Here is a 23,917-nt window from a genome sequence, read left to right as displayed (position 1 = left end):
CGTGGGGGGACGCCCGCCGGCGTGCTCCGCCGCGTGGGGGGACGCCCGCCGGCGTGCTCCGCCGCGTGGGGGGACGCCCGCCGGCGTGCTCCGCCGCGTGGGGGGACGCCCGCCGGCGTGGACGTACGACTGGAGCGGCGGCGGGCGGCTCATGGCACGCGAACCCCGGAAGGAAGTACGAGCTCGTTGCTGCGCCGAACCGCAAGCCCTCTCCGACCACATCAGGGACTGGGAACGCCGGACCGGCCGCTCATGCGCCCCTGGAGATCGCAACTGGCAAAGGAATCTCAAGAGCGCGCTCGGCGAGGTCGACACCATCCGCTCGGAAACGGGATCGAACGACGCTGTGCCGGCGTGCCCGAACTGCTCTCAGCTCATTCCGCGACTCTGGACGATGGCTGGACGACCACCGCCGAGCGGACGCGTGATCGGTGGAGGCACAAACGCGAGCCAGGGCTATGCATCCCATCCGACCAGCCACCTCAGCCGGCCAAACGCGCACGGTGCCATGAATCTGGGAACCTGGAACGTAGACAACGGCCAGTTTTCGAGGCGACGATGACCTCCCGCAAGGCGTTCCTCCGTGGCTTCGACACCATCGAGCTGCCGGCGAGCCTCGCGCTGCGGCTCGACCGCCGCGACGAACACACCGAGCTGCGCATCGACGGCGTCCGCGTCACAGAGCGCCCGGTCGGGCGGGGTAGCCGGGTGTCGTTCGATCGGAGCTTCACCAGGGCGCACATCGCAGAAATCGTATTCGAGCACCGCCTCGCCAAGCTCCGCGCCGAGGGGTTCGCCGCTGGCGGTCAAGCCGCCACGAGCGCGCCCCCCGACGAAGATATGCTCGCCGCAGCTCACCAGATCGGCGCACAGCTCGAGCGACGCGGCGATCCGATAGGAACGCTGATCGCATTCCAGGTCGAGCAGTTGCGTCACGATGGAGACGACGCACGCGCCCTGGTGCACGAGCTCCTCGACTCGACAAAGGAGATGACCTTCGGCCCGATCCCTGAGTTCGGCGAGCCATGTGCGTGCGTCGACGACGGCCAAGGTGGCCTCATCGGCTGGGTCCATGACGAGGACGCCGCCACCATCGATGAGGAGCTCCGACCGGAGCTCGAGCTCATCAGCCGCGACGCACTCGGCTTCTCACCGGATGCCCCCGACGTCTCGCTCGGCGTTGTCGGCCTGCACCGCTTGCGTCGACTTCTGGCAAGCCCTGCCGGGCGCTCACTCCGGTCTCTTCGCCTCATGACCTTCGGCGCGCTCGGCCCCTTCCTCGATCTGCTCAACGCGCACGGGCGCGCGTCGCTGGTCGCGTCGCTCGTCGCTCGCGGGTCCGGTCCAGCCATCGGCGCCGCGCTGCCCGGCCTCCTGGGGCTGGGCGCGCCGGAGCGGACCCTCGCGACGTTGCTCTCTCAGCCCGCGCCGACGCTGCGCTACCTGACGGTATTTCGCGGAGACGACGACGTGCGAGGAGCCCTCGCGCCGCTCGGCCCCGGGAAGCTCCCGGCGCTCCAACACCTCGGGCTCTGGTATCGCCCCACGCGCCCCGAAGGGCTCCGTGTGCTCGCAGCACACCCCCTCGTCCAACGACTTCAGTCGCTCGAGATCTGGTCGACGGATGACGCCAGGAAGCTTCCGCTCGAGGAGCTCCTCGCACTGCGCCCGGCCCTCTCTCACCTCGCACGGCTCCTCCTCGGAGGACACCTCGTCCCTTCTCAAATCCGGGAACGGTTCGCCAGTTGGCCCGCCGTCGAATTTGTGAGTCACGACCGCCGTGAGGTGATCGCGCTCGACATCGCCACCCTGGGCTGGGCGCGGGCGCTCCGGTGATTCCATGCCGGGCTCTTCAGAGGTGAAAGCGCACGCGCCTCACGCCGGCCCCGCACGGTGCCCTCACCCGGGCGCCCGGCGAGATCAGGATGGGTCGCGGATCCGCTCAGTAGAAGCGGTAACCGAGGCTCGCCGGCGCCGCGAACACCCAGCCGTCGAGGCCCTTCATGACCGTCGGCGAGACGCTCAGCAGGAGCGCGCCCGACGTCCAGCCCGCGCTCGGAAGGTCCGCGAGCACCAGGGACACGTCGACGCTCCCGCCGAACGCGAGCGTCTCCACGAGCGCGCTCTCGGGCAGGCTGCCCTCGCGCGCATTCACGGCGACCTCGCTCCGACCGTAGTTGAGGTGGACCACCTCGGAGGGGATCTCCCCCTTGATCCCGGTGACCTTCGCCTGCTGCCCCACCGGGCCCACGAGCCCCGAAAGGCCGAGCCAGAGACGCCCGAGGCGCATCGAGACGGAGGGGCCGCCGACAGCGAGATAGCCGCCGCCGAACCGGTAGCCGCCCAGCACACGCGCGCCAAGGTGCAGATCCTCGGAGAGCGCAACCCCGATGAACGCCTCCCCGCCGGCAAACGGCCCGATCGCCGGATCGAAGCTCGCATGGCAGACCTCATCGTCGCAGGGCGCGATGAGCTCCCCCTCCGGGATGTTGTAGCTGTACGAGTACGCGCTCAGATCGCCGAAGCTGCCGGCGTCCATCAGGCCGATCAACGCGCCGCCGGCCACCCCGGCCTGGATCACGAAGCTGCCTGTGTGCCTCGGCGAGGATCCAGCGCTCGGCTCCGGCTCCTCGGCTGCAGGAGGTGCCGCAGGCGGCGCATCGGTCTCCGGCCCCGCAGCAGCCTTCCCCGGCCCCGCAGCGCCCTTCCCTGGCCCAGCAGCGCCCTTCTCAGGCGCCGCGGCACCCCTCCCGGCCCCCGCGGCGCCCTTCCCCGGCCCCGCGGCGCCCTTCCCCGGCCCCGCAGCGCCCTTCCCCGGCTCCGCGGCGCCGTCCCCGGCGGACCCCGCGCTCCCCTTCTCCGGCGCCGCCGCCGCCGGCGCGGGCGCTTCCGCCGCGGGCGCAGGCTGCGCAGCGGCCGAGGCGTCCTTGGCGAGCGCCGGCACCGCCACCGTCTTCCGCTCGCCCCGCTTGATCGTGACCGACTTCTCCCAGGGCTTTCTGCCAGGGGCGCTCGCGCTCACCTTGTGCTGGCCAGGATCGATCGGCCTCGCCTGGCCCCAGAGCGCGCCGTCGACCGGCGCCCCATCCAGCGTCACCTCGAGCCCCTCGACCGCGGCCGCCCGCGGCACGCTCAGCGTCAGCCGCGGGAGCGACAGCTCCAGCTTCGCTCCCCTCGCCTTCGCGTCGGCCTCCAGGCGCTTGTTGCCCTCCTTGCGGGCCGCCGCGCCGAGATCGATGTACTCGGACCACGCCGTCGCGATCTTGCCCTGCTTCTCGTGGCACATCGCCAGCGCGAGGAGCGTCGCCGACCTCGGGCTCAGCCGGTAACTCTCCTCGATCTTCGGGCAGGCCTCCGCGACCTTGCCCTTCTTCATCAGGCTCTTGCCCTCGTCGAGCAGCGCCTCCGCCTGCGCGAACGCGACGCCCGGGCTCACCGCGAGCGCGAGCGCAAACGCGACGCCGGCGAGGCGCGCGCGGGAGCGCCGGGCGCGCGGCAACGCCTCGAGGCAGGAGCCGCGGCGCCGCGCGCGGAAGGGGGAAGCAAGCAACTTGTCGGAAGTCTCAGCGTCTTGCCGGTTCAAACGGTTCGTCGCTCCCAGGGCCATGCCCGTGAGGTGATGTCGAAGGCGCGGGCGCGAGGACGGCGCGCCTCTCCAAGGAGGACGGAGCGTACCACGCCCCGTTTGAACCGAGCAAAGCCGCGCGCGGCGCGGCGCGCCGCGACGACAGGAGGGGCGCGTGGCGAGGCGCGGGTCAGCCGGCCGCAGAGCGCTCGTCGAGCAGCTTGATGCCGGCAGCGACCTCGCTGGCGAACGACTCGGCGAGCGCCCGGGCCTGGCCGAACCGCGGCGGGACCTCCCGGGCGGCGCGGGCGAGCGCCGCGACGGCGAGGTCGTGGGGCTGGCGCACGAGGACGCGGTACGCGAGGCTCCGGCCAGGAGGCGTGGCGACGACAGCGAGCGTCGAGGCCGACCACGCGAACGGCGGGTCCTTCCGCGCGGCGGTCGCGAGATCCGTGAGCGGCGTGCGCGTCATCCAGAGGGAGAGCGCCTCGGCGAAGTCCGGCGGGGCGAGCCCCGGGACGCCGTGGCCCATGTCCGCGAGGCCGACGCGCCGGGTCTCGACCTGGACGCCGCGCAGCTGCCGCCACCGGAGCAGCCGCGGGGGCGGGCGCTGGCCGCGGAAGCTCGCGCGGCCCGTCCACCAGGCGACGAGCGCGTCCGTGCGGAAGCAGTCGAGCACCCGCGCGAACGTCGCGTGCCGCGAGAGCGCGGACCCGACGTCCGCCGGCGCGGGCACGAGCTCGCAGAGGTCGCGCACGCTCGCGAGCAGGCGGGGATAGCGGCTGCGCGTGAGCACGCCGGCGAGCTCGTGGTTCGTGAGCTGGAGCAGGTCGTTCAGCGCGGCCAGGAGCGCCCACTCGGCCGCGCCGAGCTCCGGGAGCACGTCGATCGGGGCGATGAGGCGGGCGACGCGGACGCGGACCAGATCGATGCGCGAGCCGAGGTCGCGATCGATCGCCGGCGCGCCGTCGCCGAGGAGGAGCGCGAGCCGGACGCCGAAGGGGCGCACCAGGCGCAGCGGACCGCCGAGGACGAGCGGGGCGAGCACGTTCGCCTGAAGCTCGGAGAGCCGCTCGGCGATCGCTTCAGGCTGGGTCATTGGGGCGTCCGGCCAGGGCCCGGCGGCAGCGCCCTCGGCTCGGCCAGCGCCTCGGACGGCGCGAGGTCGCGCAGCGGCCGGATGCCGACGCCGCCGAGCACGACCTCGGGCAGCTCGGTGGCCAGCGCCGCCGTGAGGCCCGCGGACGACACGGCCACCGCCGACCATTGCTGGGCCTCGAGCAGCGCCGTCTCGAGGGGGACGAACGCCTCCTCCGGCACGCCGATCGCCCCCCCGTCGCGCCCGATGAACAGCGCCTGCCCGGCGGGGGCGCCCAGCGCGCGGAACAGCACGCCGGGCGCGACCGCAGGGACCGCGTCGTACCCGGCAGGGATGTAGAGGCCCGGATGGACCTCCCGGAAGAACTCGCCGACCGGGATCCCCTCGATACCCGTGGGGTGCCGGAGGAACGCGCCTGCCGCGGTGAAGGCGATGCGGGCGCGGCGCAGGGTCTCGGGGCCGAGCGCGTAGGCGACGTGCCGCAGGAGCGGCATCTCCTGCGGCCGGATCCACGACGCCGTGACCGACCGCCACGGCTCGGAGCTCGGGACAAGGCGGAGCGAGAGCACGACCGACGCGGGGCGCTGCGCGTCGCCCTCCGCCGCCACCTTCGCCGCGACGGGCTCGCGGCCGAGCTCCACCCGGGCGAACGCCGCGACGTCGCCCATCGCCGGGAGCTTCGCGATCTCCAGCGCCTCGCGGCCCCCGCCCCGGAAGAGCACGAGGCCCGCCTCGCCGAACACCGGGCAGGCGCGGAGGTTGACCGGGTGCCGGAACCCCACCTCCACCGCCGCGCCCGGCGCGACCGGGACGAAATACCCGAGCCCCGGCGTGCTCGTGAGCAGCGGGACCATCCGGGCAGGGATGGCCGGCACGCGGAAGAGGTACCGGAGCACCGGGGCGTCATCGAAGCTCGACTCCGGCGGCCACTCGCACAGGCCGACCTCGGCCTCGACGCTGCTCCGGGAGAAGTAGCGGATCAGCGCCGGGCCGAGCCCCGACTCCGCGAGCAGCCAGCGCGGGCCCGGGTCCTGCCCGGCGGACGGATCGAGGTGCGGCTCGAGCCGGAGCAGCAGCGTGCGCACGTCGACGCGCCGCTCGACCTCGTACGTCTGCGAGAAGGCGTTGTGATAGAGCGAGAGCGCCGCGTCGCTGGGCAGGATCTGCGGGACGTCGTACCCGAACGGCGCGGCCGCGTCGCGGTACTGGACGAAGTGCCGGCTCGTGCCGGTGAAGCTGTAGCCGCCCGCGAGCCGCGCGATCTCGGCGACACGGTCGAGCCGATCGCTGCTCTCGGCCGCGAACAGGAGGGTGACCTCCCGCGCCCCCAGCTTCGAGCGCACGATCTCGACGACGAGCGAGCGGAGGATGTCCGCGAGCGAGCCCTGCCGCGTGTAGAGCGCCAGGAAGGCGACGAGCCGATCGATCGACGGCAGGAGGACGAGCCCCTTGGCGCCGAGCGCGACCCCCTTGGCGTCGAGCCCGAGGCCGGGCGTGCGCAGCCGGGTCTGGTGAACGGCGACGCGATCGAGCATCGAAATGGCTCCCGCCGCTCGAACGTCACGTAACGGTGAACGTAACGTAATGTTACGCTGAATGTTACGCTGAAGGAGCAGCGGAGCCGACGACCGTAGGAGGAGCCGCCGGATCCGTCAAGAGAGGCCCGCCGCGCGCGCTGCGCGCCGCGCACTCCACGGCGCCTCCGGCCCGATCGCCGCGTCCGCGGCGCTGCCGGGTTCCCGTGACCGCGACACTGGAACTGCCATGAGCGACGGCGTAGTCTCTTTCGCGAATGCGCCCTGTCGGAACACCGCAGGCCCACGCGGCCCGGCGCCATGAGATCGCCTCTCCGCTGCGCCGGAGCCGCCCGGCGCCCATCCCACGGACCACGTCGGCCAGCGCATGAGCTCCGCGCGCATCGAGTCCGCACGGCCGCTCGTCGCGGGCCGCTTCCACATCGAGCACGAGGTCGGCCGCGGCGGGATCGGCACCGTGCACCGCGCCTTCGACGTGCAGACGGAGCGGTACGTCGCGCTGAAGATCATCACGGCGGTCGGCGTCGACGCCGAGGGCCAGGCCCGGCTCTCCCGCGAGGGTCAGGTCCTCTCCGAGCTCGATCACCCGGGGATCGTGAGGGTCGTTGCGTTCGGGACGCTCGAAACGAGCGCTGTCGACGCGGAGGGGCGGCGGATCGAGGAGGGCGCGACCTTCATCGCGATGGAGTGGCTCGACGGCGAGGACCTGGCGGCGCGCCAGAAGCGCTCCCCGCTCTCGCTGCGCGAGGGGATCGAGGTCGGGCGGCAGGTCGCGAGCGCGCTCGCGGCCGCGCACGCCGCGGGCGTCGTCCACCGCGACATCAAGCCGTCCAACATCCTCCTCCTGCGCGGCTCGCCGGACGCCCCGCTCCGCACCAAGCTCGTGGACTTCGGCGTCGCGGCGTCGAAGGAGCTCGTGCTCACGACGGACGCGGGCGGCCTCGTCGGCACGCCGGCGTACATCTCGCCGGAGCAGGCGCGCGGCGACGCGACGGTGGACGCGCGCAGCGACCTCTACTCGCTCGGCGCGACGCTGTTCGAGCTGGTCGCCGGCCGGCCCCCGCACATGGGGCCGACCTCGATCGCGACCCTCGTCCGCCTGGCGACGACGCCCGCGCCGCGCCTCTCGGAGTTCCTGCTCGACGTGCCGCCGGCGCTCGACGACCTGATCCACGCGCTCCTGCTCGCCGACAGGGAGCTCCGGCCGAGCTCGGCGCGCGAGGTGGCGGACAGGCTCGCGGCGCTCGCCGACGAGCCGTACCTGCCCACCCCGTCGCCGCTGCGCGTGAGCGACAACCCGCCGGGCGCGATGGGGACGCGCCTCGTGACCACGATCGTGGCGCTGCACGTGGCCACCGGCGAGGAGCGCCAGCGGGAGCTCGAGGCGCTGCGCCGCCGCGGGGCCGACGCGCTGCCGCTCGGCACGGACTCGATCGCCGCCCACCTCGGCGTGCGGCAGGCCCACGGCGACGAGGCGTCCCGCGCCCTGGAGCTCGGGCTCGCGCTCGGCGGCCGCGGCGGCCGCGTCGGCGTCGCCTCCGGCCGCATGCGCGTCGACAGGACGCGCGCGGCCGGCGAGGTCGTCGACCGCGCTGTCGCGCTCGCGCGCGAGGCGGGCCTCGGCAGGGTCCTCGCCGACGCCACCACGGTGGAGCTGTCCCGCGGGCGCTTCATGGGCGAGCCCCTGGAGAGCGGCGCCGTGCGGGTGCTCGCGCGCGCGCCGAAGCGGCCCGACGCGCAGACGCCGTTCGTGGGGCGGGACGCCGAGCTCATCACGACCGTCGCGGCGTTCGAGCGCTGCGTGGAGGACGGGACGCCGGTCGTGATGAGCATCTCGGGGCCGCCGGGGATCGGCAAGAGCCGGCTCGCGCGCGAGTTCGTCGCCCGCATCGTGGATCGACCGGATCCGCCGCGGCTCATCCAGCTGCGCTGCGAGTCGTTCGGCCGCGCGCAGGCGCTCGGCGTCGCCACGGACGCGCTGCGGGTCCTCATGGGCCTTCCGAAGGGCGCGTCGCTGGAGCAGGCCGAGGACGCGGTGCGCGCGCGGCGGCCGCTCCACGGCGACGGCGGGCTCCTCGCGCGCCTGCTGGCGAACCAGCCGTTCCCCGACGGCGTCGACCTGCGCGGCGCGCGCGACGCGCTCTACCTCTCGATGACCGACATCGCCGTCGACGCGGCGTCGAGCGAGCCGTGCGCGCTGCTCGTCGAGGACGCGCAGTGGGCCGACCCGGAGAGCGTCGCGTGGCTCGACCACCTCCTCGGGCGGTCGACAGGGAGGGCGCTGTTCATCCTGCTCATGGTGCGCCCGGCGTTCTGGCGCGACCAGGGCCAGCGCTTCGCCGGCCGCGACCACGTGCGCGTGGAGCTGCGCCCCATCGCGCGCCGGGCCACGCGCGAGATCGCGCGGGCGGTCTTCAGCGCGGCCGCTTCCACGCGGCCGTTCGAGGAGGCCACGCTCGACCGCGTCGCGCAGCAGGCGGCCGGCTCGCCGCTCTTCGCCGAGGAGCTCGCGCGGGTCATCGCCTCGGGCAAGGACGCCGCCACGGCGCCCACCATCGAGGCGGCCATCCAGGTGAGCCTCGACGCGCTCGACGAGCCCACCCGGGAGGCGGTGGTGCGCATGAGCGTCTTCGGCCTGTCGGTCTGGGACGTGGGCCTCGCCGAGGTCGGGGTGGCCGAGCCCGCGACGGCGCTGAAGAAGCTCATCGCCGCGGAGCTCCTCGTCGCGCAGCCCGCGTCGCGCTTCCCGGCCGCGCGCGAGTTCCTGTTCAAGCACGCGCTCGTCCGCGACGTCGCGTACGCCTCCGTCGGCGACGAGCTCCGCCAGAGGCTGCACGCCGCGGCGGCGCGCTGGCTCGATCGGCTCGGCGAGGACAGCGCGACGGTGGCGCAGCACTTCGACCTCGGCGGCGAGCACGAGGAGGCCGCGATCCGCTGGGAGGCCGCCGCGCGGCGCGCCCTGGCGACGAACTCGCTCCGCGACGCGGTCACCATGGCCGATCGCGCGCTCGTGTTCTCCCCCGACAAGCCGACGGCGTTCGCGCGCGCGGTCCTCCTCGAGGAGGCGTACTCGCGGCTCGACGCGCGCTCGCCCGAGCGCGACTCGGCGATCCGGGCGATGTGGGAGAACGTCTTCGACGAGGCGAGCGAGCTGCGCACGCTGACGGCCCGCGCGCGCTACGACCACGCGTGCGGCTCGGGGATCGACCTGGAGGGTCGGCTGACGGCGCTGCGCGACCGCGCCCGGTCGATCGATCTCGTCGAGGAGGAGGCGCAGTGCTCGGCGACGCTGGCGCAGGTCCACGCGTTCGCCGGGCAGCTGGCGATGGCCGAGCAGGAGGCCGCGCACCTGCTCGACCTCGCGGCGCGGCGGAACCTCGTCTGGGCGGCGGTCGACGCCTGGCAGACGCGCGCGGTCGCCCACCAGACCCGCGGCGAGCCGGCCGCCGCGCTGGGGGCGCGCCGGAACGCGGCGCGGGCCGCGCGCCGCGCCGGGCTGCAGGAGCGCGAGGCGATGCTGACGATGAACGTCGGCTTCGCGCTGACGACCATCGGCGCCCGGGAAGAGGCGCTCCAGGAGATCGAGGGGGGCATCGCCCGGGCGCAGGCGATCGGCAGCTCCGGGGCGGCGCGGCACGGGCAGATGATCCTGCTCTGCTGGGCGGCGACGTTCGGCCCCGAGCCCCGGCTCGACGCCGTGCTCGCGGAGCCGCGCGCGAGCGCGGACGAGGCCGCGGGGAGCATGTGGGTCGTGCGCGACCGCGTGACGCTCGGCATCCTGTTCTACCGGGGCTGCGAGCTCCTGCGCCTCGAGTCGTCGGGCCTTTCGCGGGCGCGCTCGCTGCTGAAGAAGGCCACCGACGCGTACCGCGTCACGGACAACCGCGACGTCCTGCCCGTGGCGCTCGGGTTCTGCGCCGAGGCGGAGCGCCGCTTCGGCAACGCCGAGCAGGCCCGCGAGATCGCGCGGGAGGCGGCGGCCCTGGTCGAGGCGGGCGCGCCGAGCCTGCTCAACGAGGCGCCGATCTACCTCGCGCTCCACGACGCCTGCGTGGACATGGGCGATCTGGAGGGCGCGCGGGCCGCGATGGAGCGCGCGATGCCCCCGCTCCTGCGCCGGCTGAAGGGCCTCGAGGGGACGCCCTACGCCAGCTCGTTCCTGCTCAACCTGCCGCAGAACTCGGCGCTGCTCGCGGCCGCCGAGGCCTACGGCTGCGTGCCGCCGGAGCTCGAGGTGATGCTGAGCGGCCGGCCGTAACGCCCCGCGCGGCGCTCCGGCGCCCCCGCGCGCGGCCTCTTGGCGGTCAAGCCGAGCCCGCGGCCCTGCCGGTCACTTCCGAGGCGCGGTGCCGCCGCCCGCCTTGGGCGACGTCGTCGGCACCTGGCGGAGGTTGATGGTCAGCACCTCGTCGCGCGTGAACACCACGAAGCGCGCCTCCGGGGTGTACCCGTCGGCCGTGACCCGGATGCGGTGCCCGGTGCCATCCCGGCTGAACCTCGCGAAGAACGGGTTGCTGGGGAGCTCCACGTCGTCGAGGTAGATCTTCGCGTCCAGCGGCGTGGCGATGATCCGGAGCTCGACGAGGTTGGCGACCGGGGGCGCGTAGGTCGGAGGAGAAGGGGTCGCGGCCTCGCCCCCCCTGGTCTCCGCAGGGACATCGCCCTCCGCCGTGGTCGTCGTGGGTCGGAGCGCGAGGACCGCCCACGCGCCGCCGATCAGCAGCACCGAGAGCACGGCGATCCCGGCGCTCCAGAGCGCCTTCCGCCGGGTCGACTTGGTGTTGGCGACCATGATCGTGGGGATCGTCTGGCGGTTCGAGATGCTGTCCTCGCGCGACGGGTCGTCGCCCAGCATCTGGTCTCCCCCCGGCGCGGCGAACTGCTGCGACATCTGCGAGAGCGGCATGCGCTGAGACCACGGCACGGCGCCGCGCTCCTCGAGCACCGGCAGGATCTCGAACTCCTCCCCGCCCTCGGCCGCGCTGGCGTGGAGCCGCCCCAGCTGGTCGCTGATCGCGGACCTCACCTCGGCGCGGCGGTGCGCGAAGGTCTCACCGATGAGGCGGCCGATCTCGGCCGAGGAGGGGCGGCGGCCCATCGTCGCCAGGTACGCCTCGACGTCGTCACGCATCTGGGCCGCCGTCGCGTACCGCTCCTCGGGCGCCATCGCGAGCGCGCGCGAGCAGATCCGCTCGAGGGCGTCAGGCGCCGCGGGCCACCGCTCGCGCAGCTTCGGGATCTCGCCGAACGTGAGCCGCTGGAGGATCTGCACGTCGGAGAGATCCCCCCAGAAGCGCTCGCCCACGACGAGCTCCCAGAAGATGAGGCCCATCGAGAAGATGTCCGCGCGGCGGTCGACCATCGTCGCGAGGGCCTGCTCCGGCGCCATGTACCGGATCTTCCCCTTCACGACGCCGGTGCTGGTGTCCGCGTCGCGCGTCGCCCACTTCGCGATCCCGAAGTCGACGACCTTCGCCTGCCCGTCGTAGGTGACGAAGATGTTGTGCGGGCTGATGTCGCGGTGGACCACCTGGAGCGGCTGGCCGTTGAAGTCCATGAGGTCGTGCGCGTAGTGGAGCCCGGCGAGCGCATCGGCGAGGATCGCCAGGTAGACCGCGCGGTGACGCGACGGGTCGATCTTCCTGCAGATCCGATCGAGGGAGTGCCCTTCCAGGTACTCCATCACGATGTAGTACTGGTCGTCGATCTGGCCGCACTCGTACGTCTGCACGACGTTCGGGTGGTTCAGCCGCGCGGCGAGCCTCGCCTCGTCGAGGAACATCGCGTTGACCTCGGGCTCGGTCGCGATCCCCGGCTTGAGCCGCTTGATCACGACCAGCTTCTCGAACCCGAGCGGGCCGCGATGCGCAGCGAGGAAGACCTCGGCCATCCCTCCCTGCCCAAGCTTTGCGATCAGCCTGTATCTCCCGAAGCCTCTCGCGGACTGCACGGGGAGCCGGACGATCATCGATGACGAGGTCACAGCACCTGATCGTTCGTAAGGATTGCTGACTCGTCAAGCAGACTCATGGAGATGTGCATCCCTCCGGCAAAGCGGAGCCCCGGGGCGAGGAGCGCACGCGCGCTCCCCCGAGTGCCCCGGGTGCTCCGGTTAATGAGGTGAATTCCGCTACTTAGGCCCTGCTGCCGCGCGGGATCACCCCTCGCCGATGGCGATCCCGAGCGCCTGACGCAGCGCGAAATACTGATCGCTTGTCGAGAAGACGATCAGCTCCTTGAGCCTGTCCTGGGGCGGGAGATCCCCGGGCTGCTGCGGCTCGGCGGCGATGATCTTCTTCGCGATCTCGAGATCGCCCGAGAGGAGCAGGCCGGTGCGCGCCGCGGTGATGTCGACGCACTGGACCCACCGCTTGATGTTGGCCTTCGCGCCCTCCGCAAGGAACTTCTTGACCACCATGCGGAGCCCCTCGAGCTGCATCGGCTGCATGAACCCGCGGAGCGTCTGCGCGGTCGCCGTGATCTGCTTCTCGATGTCCGGCGGGACCGACGTGTCGGGCGCGACCAGCTTGATCCCGGCGAAGAGGAGCACCGTCAGCTCGGTGACCGTCGGGAACAGCGTCTTGATGTAGTGCTCGCCGCGGTACATCGCGAGGTGCTTGCCGACGATGAACGTGAGCTCCTGCGGCGAGAACCCGGTCAGCACGGTCTGACCCGCGACGGACGCCGGCTGCTCGTTCGCCACCGCGACGAGCGCGCCGGGCACGTCGCTCCGCACGTAGAGCCGCGGCGCCGGCAGGCCGAGGACGTTGGCCGCCCACCCGAAGGTCCGGGCGAACGTCACCGTCGAGGTCGCCGGATCCTGCAGGAAGCGCTGATCGAGGACCGGCAGCTCACGGCGCTGCTTGAGCGTCTCGATCTTCGCCCTGAGCGCGGCCCCCGCGATCATCTCGAAGATCTTTCCGACGTAGAGGTTCTCCTCCTCGTGGAACAGGTTCCTGATCCACTGTTCGTTGTCGAGCCGGCTCTTCGCCTGGATGAGCCCCTGCGGGCGGTAGTCCTCGAAGTACTGCTGCTCGTCGGGATCGGCCTTGCGGAGGAACGACAGCGCCGCCGCGACGCACCAGGCCTGGTCGTAGCGCTTGCTGTCCACGTACAGGCGGTAGAGCCGCTTGTACGGGTCGATCTTCATCGGATCGATCTTGACCATCGCCTGGAACTCGCCGGTCGCCAGATCGAACTGCTCCGACTGCTCGTAGAGCTCCGCGAGGATCAGGTGCTCCGTCGCGTCCTCGGGCTTGAGCCGCGAGGCCATGCGGAACGTCTCGAGGGCGGCCGTCCTGTCGCCGAGCCGATCGCGGTAGATGAGCCCGAGCGCGTGCCAGAGGCTGTACTCGAGGTCCGTGTTCCCCTTGCCGGCGACCCGGTGCAGCATCTTGCGGTACGCCCGCTCGAGCTGCTTCCACTCCTTCTGCGCCGTGAGGATCTTGTTGATGCGCTCGAAGGCCTCGAGGGAGTGCGGGTTCAGGTCCAGCGTGTCGTTGAACAGCTCCACCGCGCGCGCCGGGTCGTCCAGCTTGTCGCGGTAGATCTGCGCCATCGTGTAGAGGTAACGGCTCTTCCGATCCGGCTGCGGCTCCAGCTCCGCGATGCGCTGGAGGCAGTCCACCATCCGCTCCCACTGCCCCGTGCGCTGGTAGAGCTGGAGCAGCTTGTGGAGCAGCACGTGGTTCTGCGGCTCCAGGTCGAGCGCCTCCTCCAGGGCCTCCACGCCCTTCGGGATGTTGTTCTCCTTGTCGACCCAGATGTCGCCGATGTCGTTCAACATCTTGAACCGCTCGGCGCCGTCCATGATGTTGTCGAGGATCAGCCGCTTGTAGTGGCAGACCTGCTTCCAGTCCTTGAGCGCGTCGTAGACGGCGACCATCGCCTCGAGCGTCGGCCGGTGCGCGGGCTCGGCCCCGAGCGCCTTCTCGAAGTTGTTGACCGCCTGCTTCGACTGCCCCTGCGCCTGCTTGATGCAGCCGAGCTTGTAGTAGACGGTCGCGCGCTCCTCGGTCTCGGCCTCGTCGAGGCTGGTGAGCACCTTCTGGTAGTTCGTCAGCGCGCTCGCCCAGTCGCCGAGCTTGAAGCTGACGTCCGCCAGGCCCCGGATCGTCTCCTGGTCGGTCAGATCGAGGTTGTGCGCGGCCGTGTACGCCTTGAGCGAGGCGTCGTCCTTGCCGAGTCGATCGAGGACCCGCCCGAAGGTCCGCTGCAGCCGGTGCTGCTCTGACCTGTCGCGCTTGCCGCTCTTCCTGACGAGCATCTCCGCGAGCGGCTCGGCCTGGGCCCACCGCTCCGTGGAGACGTACTCGCCGAGGAGCGGCATCGCGGCGTCCTCGTTGTCGGGATCGCTCTGGAGCGCCATCTCGTACGCCTGCACCGCGAGCGCGTGCTCGCCGAGCATGTCGTCCCGGAGCTTGCCGAGCTCGACGAGCAGCCGCGCCTTGGCGCGGGGCGCGTCGGTGTTCATCTGCTCCTGATCGAGGTAACGCGCCGCCCGGTCCCAGTCGGCCGCGTCGATCGCGATCACCCGCAGCGCCCCCAGCGTCGGCACGTGCGACGGATCGAGATCGAGCGCCATCTCGAAGCGCTCCTGGGCCTGGACCCGCTCGCCGAGCTTCTCGTCGAGCTGCCGGCCGATGCGGAAGTACATCTCGACGCGCTGCTTGCCGTCGGCCGTCAGGTCGGCGACGCGCGTCATGTACTCGATGGCCTTCGCCGAGTTGTCCTGCTTCTCGTAGAGCTTCGCCAGCGCCTCCAGGGCCGGGATGTGCGTGTCCTGGATGTCGACGATGTTCAGGTACGCGTCGATCGCGCGGTCGAGGTCCTCGATCTCCTCCGCGTAGACCTTGGCCGTGTGGGACCAGAGCTCGATCTTCTTCTGCCGGTCCTCCGCCGCGTTGATGTGGCGATCGTAGGTGTTGATGAGATCGTGCCACTGGCGGAGCCGGCGATAGCAGCGCTCCAGGGCCTCGAGCGCGGGCTCGTGGCTCGGGTCGATCTCGACCACCTGCTCGAGGCGCGCGGCCGACAGATCGGGCTTCAGGAACTGCTCCTCCTGGAGGGTCGCGATCTTCATCAGCACGTCGATGCGCTCGCGCTCCGTGGTGACCACGTCGAGCTGCATCTCGAGGACGCGCACGAGATCGGGCCACTGGTGCGTCGCCGTGTAGACGCGCTCGAGCCCCCGCATCGCGAGGAGGTTCGAGGCGTCGATGTCCAGCACCTCGCGGTAGACCGCGCCGGCCTTCTCGATCAGGCCGAGCTTGGACTCGTAGAGGCCGGCGGTGCGCAGCTTCACGGCCGCGACGACGTCGGGCTCGTTCACGGCCCGCGCCTTGCGGAGCAGGACGTCGACGAGATCGTTCGACTGATCGCGATCCGTGTAGATCCGCTCCAGCGCCTCGAGGGCCGGCAGGTGCAGCGGATCCACGTCGAGGGCGCGCCGGTAGAAGCTGAGCCCCTGCTCGACCTCGCCCATGTGCCGCTCGAGGACCTCGCCGAGCTCGGTCAGGACCTCCTTCCGATCGACGTCGGTCACCGCGACGTTGAGGGCGCTCGTCAGCATCTGCCCCTGCTGCTGCCACTGGCCGGTCTTCTTGAAGAAGTTCGCCATCTGGCGCAGCACGGCGACGTTGTTCGGGTCGTGCGCGAGGATCTGCTGGTAGTACGGCTGGGCGTACTCGGGGTGGCCGAGGTCCTCCGCGTACCACTTGGCGAGGCGCAGGCAGAGCGTGATCTTCTGGAGCGGGGCCGTCTGCTGCTGCAGCCACCCGTTCACCGTCTGCACGAGCTCCGGCCAGCGGTTCGTCGCCTGCGCCATGCGCTCGAGGTAGCGGACCGTGTCCATGTCGGAGAAGTCCATCTCGAACGCCGTGAGCAGCGCGTCGAAGGCCTGCGGCTTGTCCTCGAGCTGCTCCTCGAAGACCCGGGCCACCTTGCGGAGGATGTCGGTCTTGTCGGAGACCTCCTCGCGCGACTCGAGCCGCGCGAGGTAGAGCTCGATGAGCGGCTCGCTCCGCCGGGCCGCGTCGTGGAGCTGCTCGAGCGCCGCGAAGGCCTGGTCGTGCGTCGGCTCGAGCTCCAGGACCTTCTCGTACGCGAGCGTGCCCCGGTCCTTCTCCTCGACCTGGTGCTCCCAGATCTGCGCCACCTCGAGGTACTCGCGCACCTTGTCCGCCGGCGACTCGTAGGCCGCCGCCCGGCCCATCTTCACGTCGATGACCTCGACCCAGCGCCCCTCGGCCCGGAGCAGGTTCTCCAGGGCGGCCATCGCCTCGAAGTCCTTCGGGTCGACCTCGAGCAGCTTCCTCCAGGCGTCGATGGCGTCGTACGCCTGCCCGAGGACGTGCTGGTAGGTCGTCCCGAGCTCGCGGTACAGCGCGATCACGTTCTCGGCCGGCAGCACGTCCCGCGCCCGATCCACCGTCTGGTGGAGCGAGCCCACGATCTGCTCAGGCTCGTTGCGCAGCCGCCAGATCGCCGCGATGGCGTAGAGCGCCTCGAGGTTCGCGTAGTCGATGTCGAGGACGCGCTGGTAGTCGTCGAGCGACGAGTCGTCGCGGCCGAGCTGCTCGTGGAACAGCTTGGCGCGGCGGAGCAGCACCGCGACGCGCGACTCGTCGTCGATCGCGATGTCGTAGTGCCGCTCGAGGACGTCGCAGAGCTCGGACCACTGCCCCACGCGCTCATAGAGGTTGGACAGCGCCCCGAGCGCCTCCGGGTCCTCGCCCCGGAGGTCGAGGACGCGCTTCCAGGTCTCGACCGCGCCCTGGACGTCGTTCAGCCGATCGGCGAGCAGGTGCGCCATCTTGGCGCGGATGTCGGCCTCCTGGCTGTCGCCCATCGCGTTCTCGAGCTCCCGCTCCAGCACGACCTTGAGCTGGGTCCAGGCCCCCTTGGCCGTGTAGATGCGCTCGAGGGCGCTGATCGCCTGCTCGTTCGTCGTCTCGAGCTCGTCGAAGATGCGCCGGAACGCGCGGATGGCGTCGTCGAGCTGACCGAGCCGCTCCTCGTACGTCTGACCGAGCCGCAGATACAGGTCGACGAGCTCCGGGCGATCCTCGGTCGCGCGCACCCGCTGCTCGAGCACGCTCGCGAGCTCCGGGTACTGCTCGAGCTGCGTGTAGATCCGATCGAGGTTCGAGAGCGCCTCGGCCTCGAGCGGCTCGATGCCGAGCACGTACCGGTACGTCTCCTCGGCCTTGGCGACGTCGCTGAGGTCGGTCTCGAAGACCCGCGCGAGCCGCTTGCCGATGCCGGTCTGGACGTCCTTGTCGCTGTGGATGCCCAGCACGTCGGCGTACGCGTTGGCGAGCATCTCCCAGCCGCCGTCGACCGAGCCGGCGAGCCGCTCGACCTCCTCGAGCGTCTTCTCGTCGCCCGGGTACTCCTTCAACGCCCGCATGAAGACGGCGAGGGCCCCGTCCGGCGAGATGAGGCGCTCCTCCTGGAGCTCCCCCAGCCGGTAGTACATCGCCTGCCGCTCCTGCGCCTCGGTGAGGTGGGTGAGCTCCGCCTCGAGCACCCCGCCGAGCTTCTCCCACTCCGCCGCCGCCTGGTAGAGCGGCTCCAGGATGGCGCCGATCTCGATCTGCTTGATCCCGGCCGCGAAGAGCCCCTCGAGGGCCTCGAGCGTTGGCGAGTGCTCGGGGGCCGCCGTGAGCACCTCGCGGTACGCCCCGATGGCCGCGGGCAGGTCGTTGAGCCGCGTTTGATAGATCACGCCGAGCCGGTACTTGAACTCCAGGATCTCGTCCGGCGACTGCGCGATCTCCGACTCGCGCGACAGGATGGTGACGAGATCGCCCCACCGCTCGGTCGCGGTGAACAGGCGATCGAGCGACGCGATCGCGGTCTGGTTCTCCGGCTCGACCTCGAGCACGCGCCGGTAGCGCGCGACGGCGCTGTCGATGTCGTCGAGCTGCGTCTCGAAGATCTGCGCGAGCCGGAGCCCGAGCTCCACGAAGCGCCCCGGCTCCTCGCCGAGCCGGCCGAGCTCCGTGTCGTACAGCGCGGCGACCTGCGGCCAGCGGTTCACCATCATCGCGAGCCGCTCCAGGTTCGAGAGCGACTCCTCGTTGCCGATGTCGCACGTCACCGCCCGCGCGTACGTCTCGAACGCGGTGACGTGGTCGCTCAGCATCTCCTCCGAGAGGCGCGCGACGCGGTGGAGCAGATCCACCTTCTCGTACGGGTCCTCGGCCACCTTGACCCGGACCTCGAGCACGCTGATCAGCTTCTGCCACTCGCCGGACGCGTCGTAGATCGGCTCGAGCACCAGCGCGGCGCCGAGCGGCTCGCGGCTGCCGTCCTTGATCTGCTCGAGCGCCCGCAGCGTCGGCTCGTGATCGGGCATCTGCTGCAGGAGATCGCGGTAGAGCTCGATCGCGCGGGACACGTCGTCGAGGTGCTTCTCGTAGAGCTCCGCGATCCGGTACTGATAGCTGATGCCCTCCGCCGGGTCCGCGGTGATCTCCGCCTCGTGCTGGAGCACGCTGAGCAGCTCGAGCCAGTTCTGCGACGTCTGGTAGAGCACGTCGAGCCGCCCGAGCGCCTGGAGATCGTCCGGATCGATCTCGAGCACGCGCTGGTACGTGTCGATCGCGCTCGCGACGTTGCCGAGCTCGCGCTCGTACACCGCGCCGATCTGGTAGTAGATGCGCTTCTTCTCGTTCGAATCGAGGACGAGATCGGCCTTCTTTGCGTAGACCGAGAGGAGCTCCTGCCAGCGTGAGAGGCTGAGGTAGAGCTTCGTCAGCGCGTCGATCGCCCGCAGATCCTCGGCGTCGAGCTCGAGCACCTTGCCGTAGACGGCGATGGCCTGATCGTGCCGCTCGAGCACCTCCTCCTCGAGGCTCGCGGCCTGGAAGAGGGCGAGCTTCTTCTCGCTCAGGTCGTCGAGGATGTCCGCCTTCTGCTGGAGGATCTGCGACAGCTCGTTGTAGCGCTCCGAGGTCCTGAACAGCCGCTCGAGCGACTCGGCCGCGTGCAGGTTGCGCGGATCGATCTCGAGCACGCGCCGGTAGTGCCCGACGGCGCTGTCCATGTCGCCGAGGTCTCCCTCGTAGATCCGCGCGCTCATCGTGTAGAGCGAGCTCGCGAGCTCCGCGTCGGTCTGCTCCGCCGCCAGCGTCTCGAACACGCGCGCCAGGTCGGCGAAGCGACCGGTCGCGCGCGCGAGCCGGTCGAGCCCCTCCTGGGTCGACTCCGAGGCCGGATCCTGGCTCAGCGCCCGCGCGTAGGTGTCGAAGGCCGAGCTGAGGTCGCCGCCCGCGTCCTCGTAGAGCACGGCGATCTGGTGGAGCAGCTCGACGCGACGGGTCACGTCGTCGCTGCGCCGCACCTGCACCTCGTGCACCCCGATGAGCTTCTGGAAGTCGCCCGACTGGCGGTACAGCGGCTCGAGGATCTCCGCGATCGCGAGCTCGTGCTCGGCGACCTTCCCGAGGCGCTCGAGCGCCCCGAGCGCCTCGACGTTGGTCGGCTCGCGCTCGAGCACCTGCCGGTAGATGTCGATCGCCGAGTCGACGAGCCGCATCCGCGACTCCCGCAGCGCGGCGAGCCGGAGCATCAGCCGGATCTGCGCCTCCTCCTCGACCGCGATGCCGAGCTGCGCCTCGAGGTTGTCCGCCAGCTCTTCCCACATGCCCTGGCGGCTGAAGAGCCCGTCGAGCGCCGTCAGCGCCACCAGGCTCGTGTTGTCGATGGAGAGGACCTCGCGGTACGCGGCGATCGCCTCCTCCGGCTGCCCGAGCCGCTGCTCGTAGACCTCGGCCATCTGCGCGTAGAGGCCCTCGCGCTCGGTCGGCTCGTGCACGAGCTCGATGCGGCGCCGGTAGACGCCGATGAGGTCGCCCCAGCGCTCGGTGCGCCGGTAGAGCTCGTCCATCGCCTCCAGCGCCTCCGAGTCGGCGGGATCGATCGAGAGCACGCGGAGGTAGCCGTTCGCCGCCTCCTCGACCTTGCCGAGCCGCTCGTGGATGCTCCCGAGGCGCATCCAGTATTCGCGGCTCAGCCGCGCGTCGCTCAGCGAGTCGGCGATCTCGCTGAAGATGACGTCGAGCCTGTCCCAGGCGCCCGCCTGCGCGGCGAGCGACTCGAGCTCCGCCCGCGTCTCGGCGTGCGACGGGTCGTCCTTGAGCGCCCGCGACTGCGCGTCGAACGCGCGGCCCAGGTCGCTCAGGCTCTCGGCCGCCGTCCGCGCCACCTTCCGGAGCAGCGCGACGCGGGTCGCCGTGTCGCCCTCGGCCGCGGCGAGGATCTCGAGCGCCTGGATCAGCTTCTCCCAGTCGCCGCGCCCCTCGTAGATCTCCTGCAGGATGGCCGCCGCCTCGGCCCGCAGGGACTCGTTCGAGAGCAGCGCCTCGAGCGCGAGGCGCGCCGCGTCGTTGCCCGGATCGAGGATCAGGATTTCCTTGTAGTTCTCGAGCGCTCCGGCCGCATCGTTCAGGTGCTTCTCGAGGGTGCTCCCGAGCCGGAACTTGAGGTCGATGAGCGCCTGCTCGTCGAGCGGAGAGTCGATCCGCTTGCGGAGCACGTCGACGTAGGACTCCCAGTCCTGCTGCTCGCGGTAGAGCTTGTCGAGCGCCGCGAGCGCCTGCGGGTCCGTCGGCTCGTCGTCGAGCACCTGGCGGTACGTCCCGATCGCCTGCGCCGCGTCGCGCAGCTCCCCTTCGTAGAGCTCCGCGATCGCGTAGAGGATCTGCTTGCGCTCCTCCGGCTCGGTGACGATGCCGAGCTTCTTCTCGTAGATGCCGAGCAGCTCGCCGAACCGGCCCGTCTCGCGGTAGAGCCGCTCCAGCGCGCCGATCGCGGCCTGGTTCTCGCCGTCCGCCTCGTACACGGCGCGGAACTGCGAGAGCGCCTCGTCGATGCGCTTCACCTCGTCGAGCAACACCCGCCCGAGCCGGAGCCGGAGATCGACCCCGAGCGCGATGTCCCCCTCGCCCTCCGCGCGCGAGATCGCCGACGAGTAGGCCTGGATCAGGGCGTCCCACCCCTCCGTCGAGCGCGCGGCGCGCTCGACGTCATCGATGCACTGCTCGTCCTGCGGGGCGATCTGGAAGGCCGAGAGGTAACGCTCGAACGCCCGCTGCGGCTCCTTGAGGCGCGTCTCGTAGAGCGCCGCGACCTGCCGGTAGAGGTCGAGCCGAGAGACGTCGTCCTGGTCGTGCGAGAGCTTCACCTCGATGGCGCCGGCGAGCCCCTTCGGGTTGTTCGCCTGCGTGTAGATCGGGATGAGCGCCTCGGCCGCGGCGAGGTGCGAGCCGTCGATCGAGAGCACCTTCTCGTAGGCGCGCGCGGCGCGATCCGCCTTCTGCTTCTGGACCATCCAGAGCTCGGCGATCTTGACCAGCAGGCTGATCTTGGCCGCGTCGTCGGTCTCCTTGGCCTCCTGCGACTCGAGGACCCGGATGAACTCGTCCCACTTGCCGCTCTCGGCGTAGAACACCTCGAGGTCGTCCCAGCGCTGCAGCTGGAGGTACGCCTTCTTGAGCGCCTCCTGGGCCTTGCGGTCCTGGGGGTTCAGCGCGATCACCTCTTGCCAGGCCTTGACGGCCGCCTCGTCGTCCTTGAGGCGCTCGCCGTAGAGCTGCGCGAGCTTGCTGAGGAGCGCGAGCTTCTGGGTGCTGTCGAAGGTCGTGTCGACCTGCTTCTGCAGCACCCTCGCGAACGCCTGGTAGTCCTTGTTCTTCTCGTAGAGCCCGGCCAGCGCGTTCAGCGCCTCGGGGTTCTCCGGGTCGTTCGCGAGGACCTCGTCCCAGAGCTCGATGCAGAAGTCGACCTTCTTCACCCGCTCCGACGCGAGCTTCGCGATCTCGAGGTACTTCGCGGCGCGATCGCCGCCCTCCGGGAGCGCCGCGGCCTCGCGGCGGAGCAGCCCGATGAGCTTCTCCCAGTCGCGCCGCTTCTCGTAGCTCTGGCGGAGGAAGTCGATCGCCTGCGCGTGCTCGCCGTCGATCGCGAGGATCGACTCGTAGCACTTCACCGCCTCGGCAGCGTTCGAGAACTTGCCCGAGTAGAGCTCCGCCGCCTTCGCGTAGTTGTCGATCTTCTCGGCAGGATCCGAGACCGCCTCGGCGATCTCGATCAGCGTCTTGACGTACTCGTTGTACCGCTTGGCCTGCTCCTGCTTCTGGGCCTTGGCCTTGAGCTCCTCGACGCGGCCCGCGGCCTCCGCGGCCGGAGGCGGCGGCGCTGTCGGCCGCCGACCGACCTCCGAATCCGCAGGCCTGCTCTCGGCAGGAGCCCGCGCGGGAGGCGGCGGCTCGATGTCGGCCACCGAGGACCTCGCGTCGCGCTCGTCCACCGACGAGGCGCCCACAGGAGCGCTCGCGGGCGCGCTCGCCCTGCCGCTCACCGGGGCCGACGCGCTCACCGGGGCCGGCGTGCTGAGCGGGGCCGGCGCGCTGACGGGCGCAGGCGCGCTCGTGGGAAGCGGCGTGGCGTCCGCAGGCGCGACGGCCACGGGCGCAGACGCGGCCGGCGCGACGACGACGGGCGCGGGCGCGACGACGACGGGCGCGGGCGCGGCAGCGGCCGGCGGAGGCGCGGACGGCGCGACTGGCGCGGCCGCGAGGCGCTCGCCGATCTGCGCTTCGAACGCGCTCACGCTCGGGTGCGTCGGGGCGACCGCCGAGAGCCTCTCGAACCAGCTCCTGGCCCGGATCAGGTTGCCGAGCTGGCGCCAGGCGATGCCGCCCGCTTGCGCGATCATGTACGGGGAGCTGCCGTTCTGGTTGGCAGCGCTCTCCGCCAGCGACGCGACGCGCTCCCAGTTGCCCTCTTTCGTCCCCCAGAGCTCGCGCAGGTAGGCGAACGCAGCCTCGTTCGAGGGATCGAACCGGAGCGATTCCTCGAGGAGCTTCGATCCGATCTCGACGTTCTGGTGCCGCGTGGCCCAGCGGACGCCGAACTTGAACGCCGCCTCTCCGCGCGCCGCGCCGGCGCGCGCGTCGAGGATGCGCCGCTGCGTCTCCACGATCGCCTGCGGCCGCTCCGCCTCGACGAGGAGCCCCTCGAACATCGCCGCGGCCTGCTTGTCGGAAGGCGCCGTCTCGTACGCCCTCCGGAGCAGGTCCTCGAGCTGACCGCGATCGAAGCGCTTCGCGAGGCGCGCCGCGCGGAGCAGCAGCCGCTTGCGCTCGTCGGCGCTCGCGGCCGCGTCGGCCGCGTCCACCAGCTCCGCCATGCGCGACGACCAGGACGACTGATCGACCTGCATGTCGAAGAGGCAGGCCCGCGCCTCCTCGCTCGTCCCGCCGGACGCGGCGAGGCCCTTCGCGTACATCTCCGTCGCGCGCTCGAAATCGCCCGCGTCGCAGAGCACGTCGCCGAGCTCCACGCGGAGCTCGGCGGCCGCGGTGCCCTCGGGGGCGTTCCTCAGCTCGAGCTCCAGGAGCTTCTGGACCATGTTGGTCTTGCCGAGGTCCCAGTAGATGGAACGAGCCGACTCCAGCGCCTCGAGCAGCGCTGGATTCAGCTTGTAGGCGTCCTGGAAGTGCTTCAGCGCCTTGACGGCCTGAAGGAACTTCTCCTCGAGCAGCCGCCCGAGCTTCAGGTGATATGCCGCCTTCCGGGTCGCGTCCCCTTCGGCCGCAATCCCCTTCTCGAGCTCCTCGACGAGCCCTTGCCAGTCATGAACCGACTCGAGATGATTGAGACGCTGCGCAAGATCCATTGATTATCGACCCTCGGCCCCGACCTTCGAAC

8 protein-coding genes are annotated in these 23,917 nt (G+C 71.4%); 3 read left to right on the top strand and 5 right to left on the bottom strand.

All coding sequences use genetic code 11. The annotated features are described in order from the left end of the window. The first annotated feature begins 151 nt into the window (after positions 1 to 151). Positions 152 to 562 (top strand): YwqJ-related putative deaminase, encoded by a 411-nt coding sequence (locus WMF22_RS16085; RefSeq protein ID WP_438036292.1) that lies wholly within the window; start codon positions 152 to 154, stop codon positions 560 to 562. Continuing rightward, positions 559 to 1,836, top strand: coding sequence for a hypothetical protein (locus WMF22_RS16080; RefSeq protein ID WP_438036291.1), 1,278 nt, complete (start codon positions 559 to 561; stop codon positions 1,834 to 1,836). Before WMF22_RS16085 ends, WMF22_RS16080 begins: the two co-directional genes overlap by 4 nt. Before the next feature lie 106 nt (positions 1,837 to 1,942). On the opposite strand, the gene WMF22_RS16075 is transcribed toward WMF22_RS16080, so the two are convergent. From WMF22_RS16075 to WMF22_RS16065, 3 genes are all read right to left on the bottom strand, one after another. Then, positions 1,943 to 3,550, bottom strand: coding sequence for a hypothetical protein (locus WMF22_RS16075; RefSeq protein ID WP_437299950.1), 1,608 nt, complete (start codon positions 3,548 to 3,550; stop codon positions 1,943 to 1,945). A 205-nt stretch (positions 3,551 to 3,755) separates the two neighbouring features. Then, a complete protein-coding gene (locus WMF22_RS16070; protein ID WP_437299949.1) occupies positions 3,756 to 4,664 on the bottom strand; it encodes a hypothetical protein in 909 nt (302 codons plus the stop codon). After that, positions 4,661 to 6,199, bottom strand: a complete 1,539-nt coding sequence (locus WMF22_RS16065; protein ID WP_437299948.1) for a hypothetical protein — start codon at positions 6,197 to 6,199, stop codon at positions 4,661 to 4,663. Before WMF22_RS16065 ends, WMF22_RS16070 begins: the two co-directional genes overlap by 4 nt. A 367-nt stretch (positions 6,200 to 6,566) precedes the next feature. Here WMF22_RS16065 and WMF22_RS16060 point away from each other — a divergent pair, with 367 nt between their 5' ends. Beyond that, entirely contained in the window at positions 6,567 to 10,457 is a 3,891-nt protein-coding gene (locus tag WMF22_RS16060) for a serine/threonine-protein kinase (protein WP_437299947.1), read from the top strand. A 72-nt stretch (positions 10,458 to 10,529) separates the two neighbouring features. On the opposite strand, the gene WMF22_RS16055 is transcribed toward WMF22_RS16060, so the two are convergent. Both WMF22_RS16055 and WMF22_RS16050 read right to left on the bottom strand, forming a co-directional pair. Then, the gene (locus WMF22_RS16055) at positions 10,530 to 12,089 is read right to left on the bottom strand and encodes a protein kinase domain-containing protein (protein ID WP_437299946.1); all 1,560 of its coding nucleotides are present in this window, start codon (positions 12,087 to 12,089) and stop codon (positions 10,530 to 10,532) included. 267 nt (positions 12,090 to 12,356) lie between these two features. Continuing rightward, a complete protein-coding gene (locus WMF22_RS16050) occupies positions 12,357 to 23,885 on the bottom strand; it encodes a tetratricopeptide repeat protein (protein ID WP_438036290.1) in 11,529 nt (3,842 codons plus the stop codon). Positions 23,886 to 23,917 lie beyond the last annotated feature (32 nt).

Source organism: Sorangium sp. So ce204, assembly GCF_051526795.1.
Lineage (GTDB): Bacteria > Myxococcota_A > Polyangia > Polyangiales > Polyangiaceae > Sorangium > Sorangium cellulosum_B.
This window is presented reverse-complemented; position numbering and strand designations above follow the sequence as displayed.

Coding starts and splice junctions, on each gene's coding strand:
- WMF22_RS16065 (WP_437299948.1), bottom strand. CDS start 6,199: ATGCTCGATCGCGTCGCCGTTCACCAGACCCGGCTGCGCACGCCCGGC.
- WMF22_RS16085 (WP_438036292.1), top strand. CDS start 152: ATGGCACGCGAACCCCGGAAGGAAGTACGAGCTCGTTGCTGCGCCGAA.
- WMF22_RS16050 (WP_438036290.1), bottom strand. CDS start 23,885: ATGGATCTTGCGCAGCGTCTCAATCATCTCGAGTCGGTTCATGACTGG.
- WMF22_RS16060 (WP_437299947.1), top strand. CDS start 6,567: ATGAGCTCCGCGCGCATCGAGTCCGCACGGCCGCTCGTCGCGGGCCGC.
- WMF22_RS16055 (WP_437299946.1), bottom strand. CDS start 12,089: ATGGCCGAGGTCTTCCTCGCTGCGCATCGCGGCCCGCTCGGGTTCGAG.
- WMF22_RS16080 (WP_438036291.1), top strand. CDS start 559: ATGACCTCCCGCAAGGCGTTCCTCCGTGGCTTCGACACCATCGAGCTG.
- WMF22_RS16070 (WP_437299949.1), bottom strand. CDS start 4,664: ATGACCCAGCCTGAAGCGATCGCCGAGCGGCTCTCCGAGCTTCAGGCG.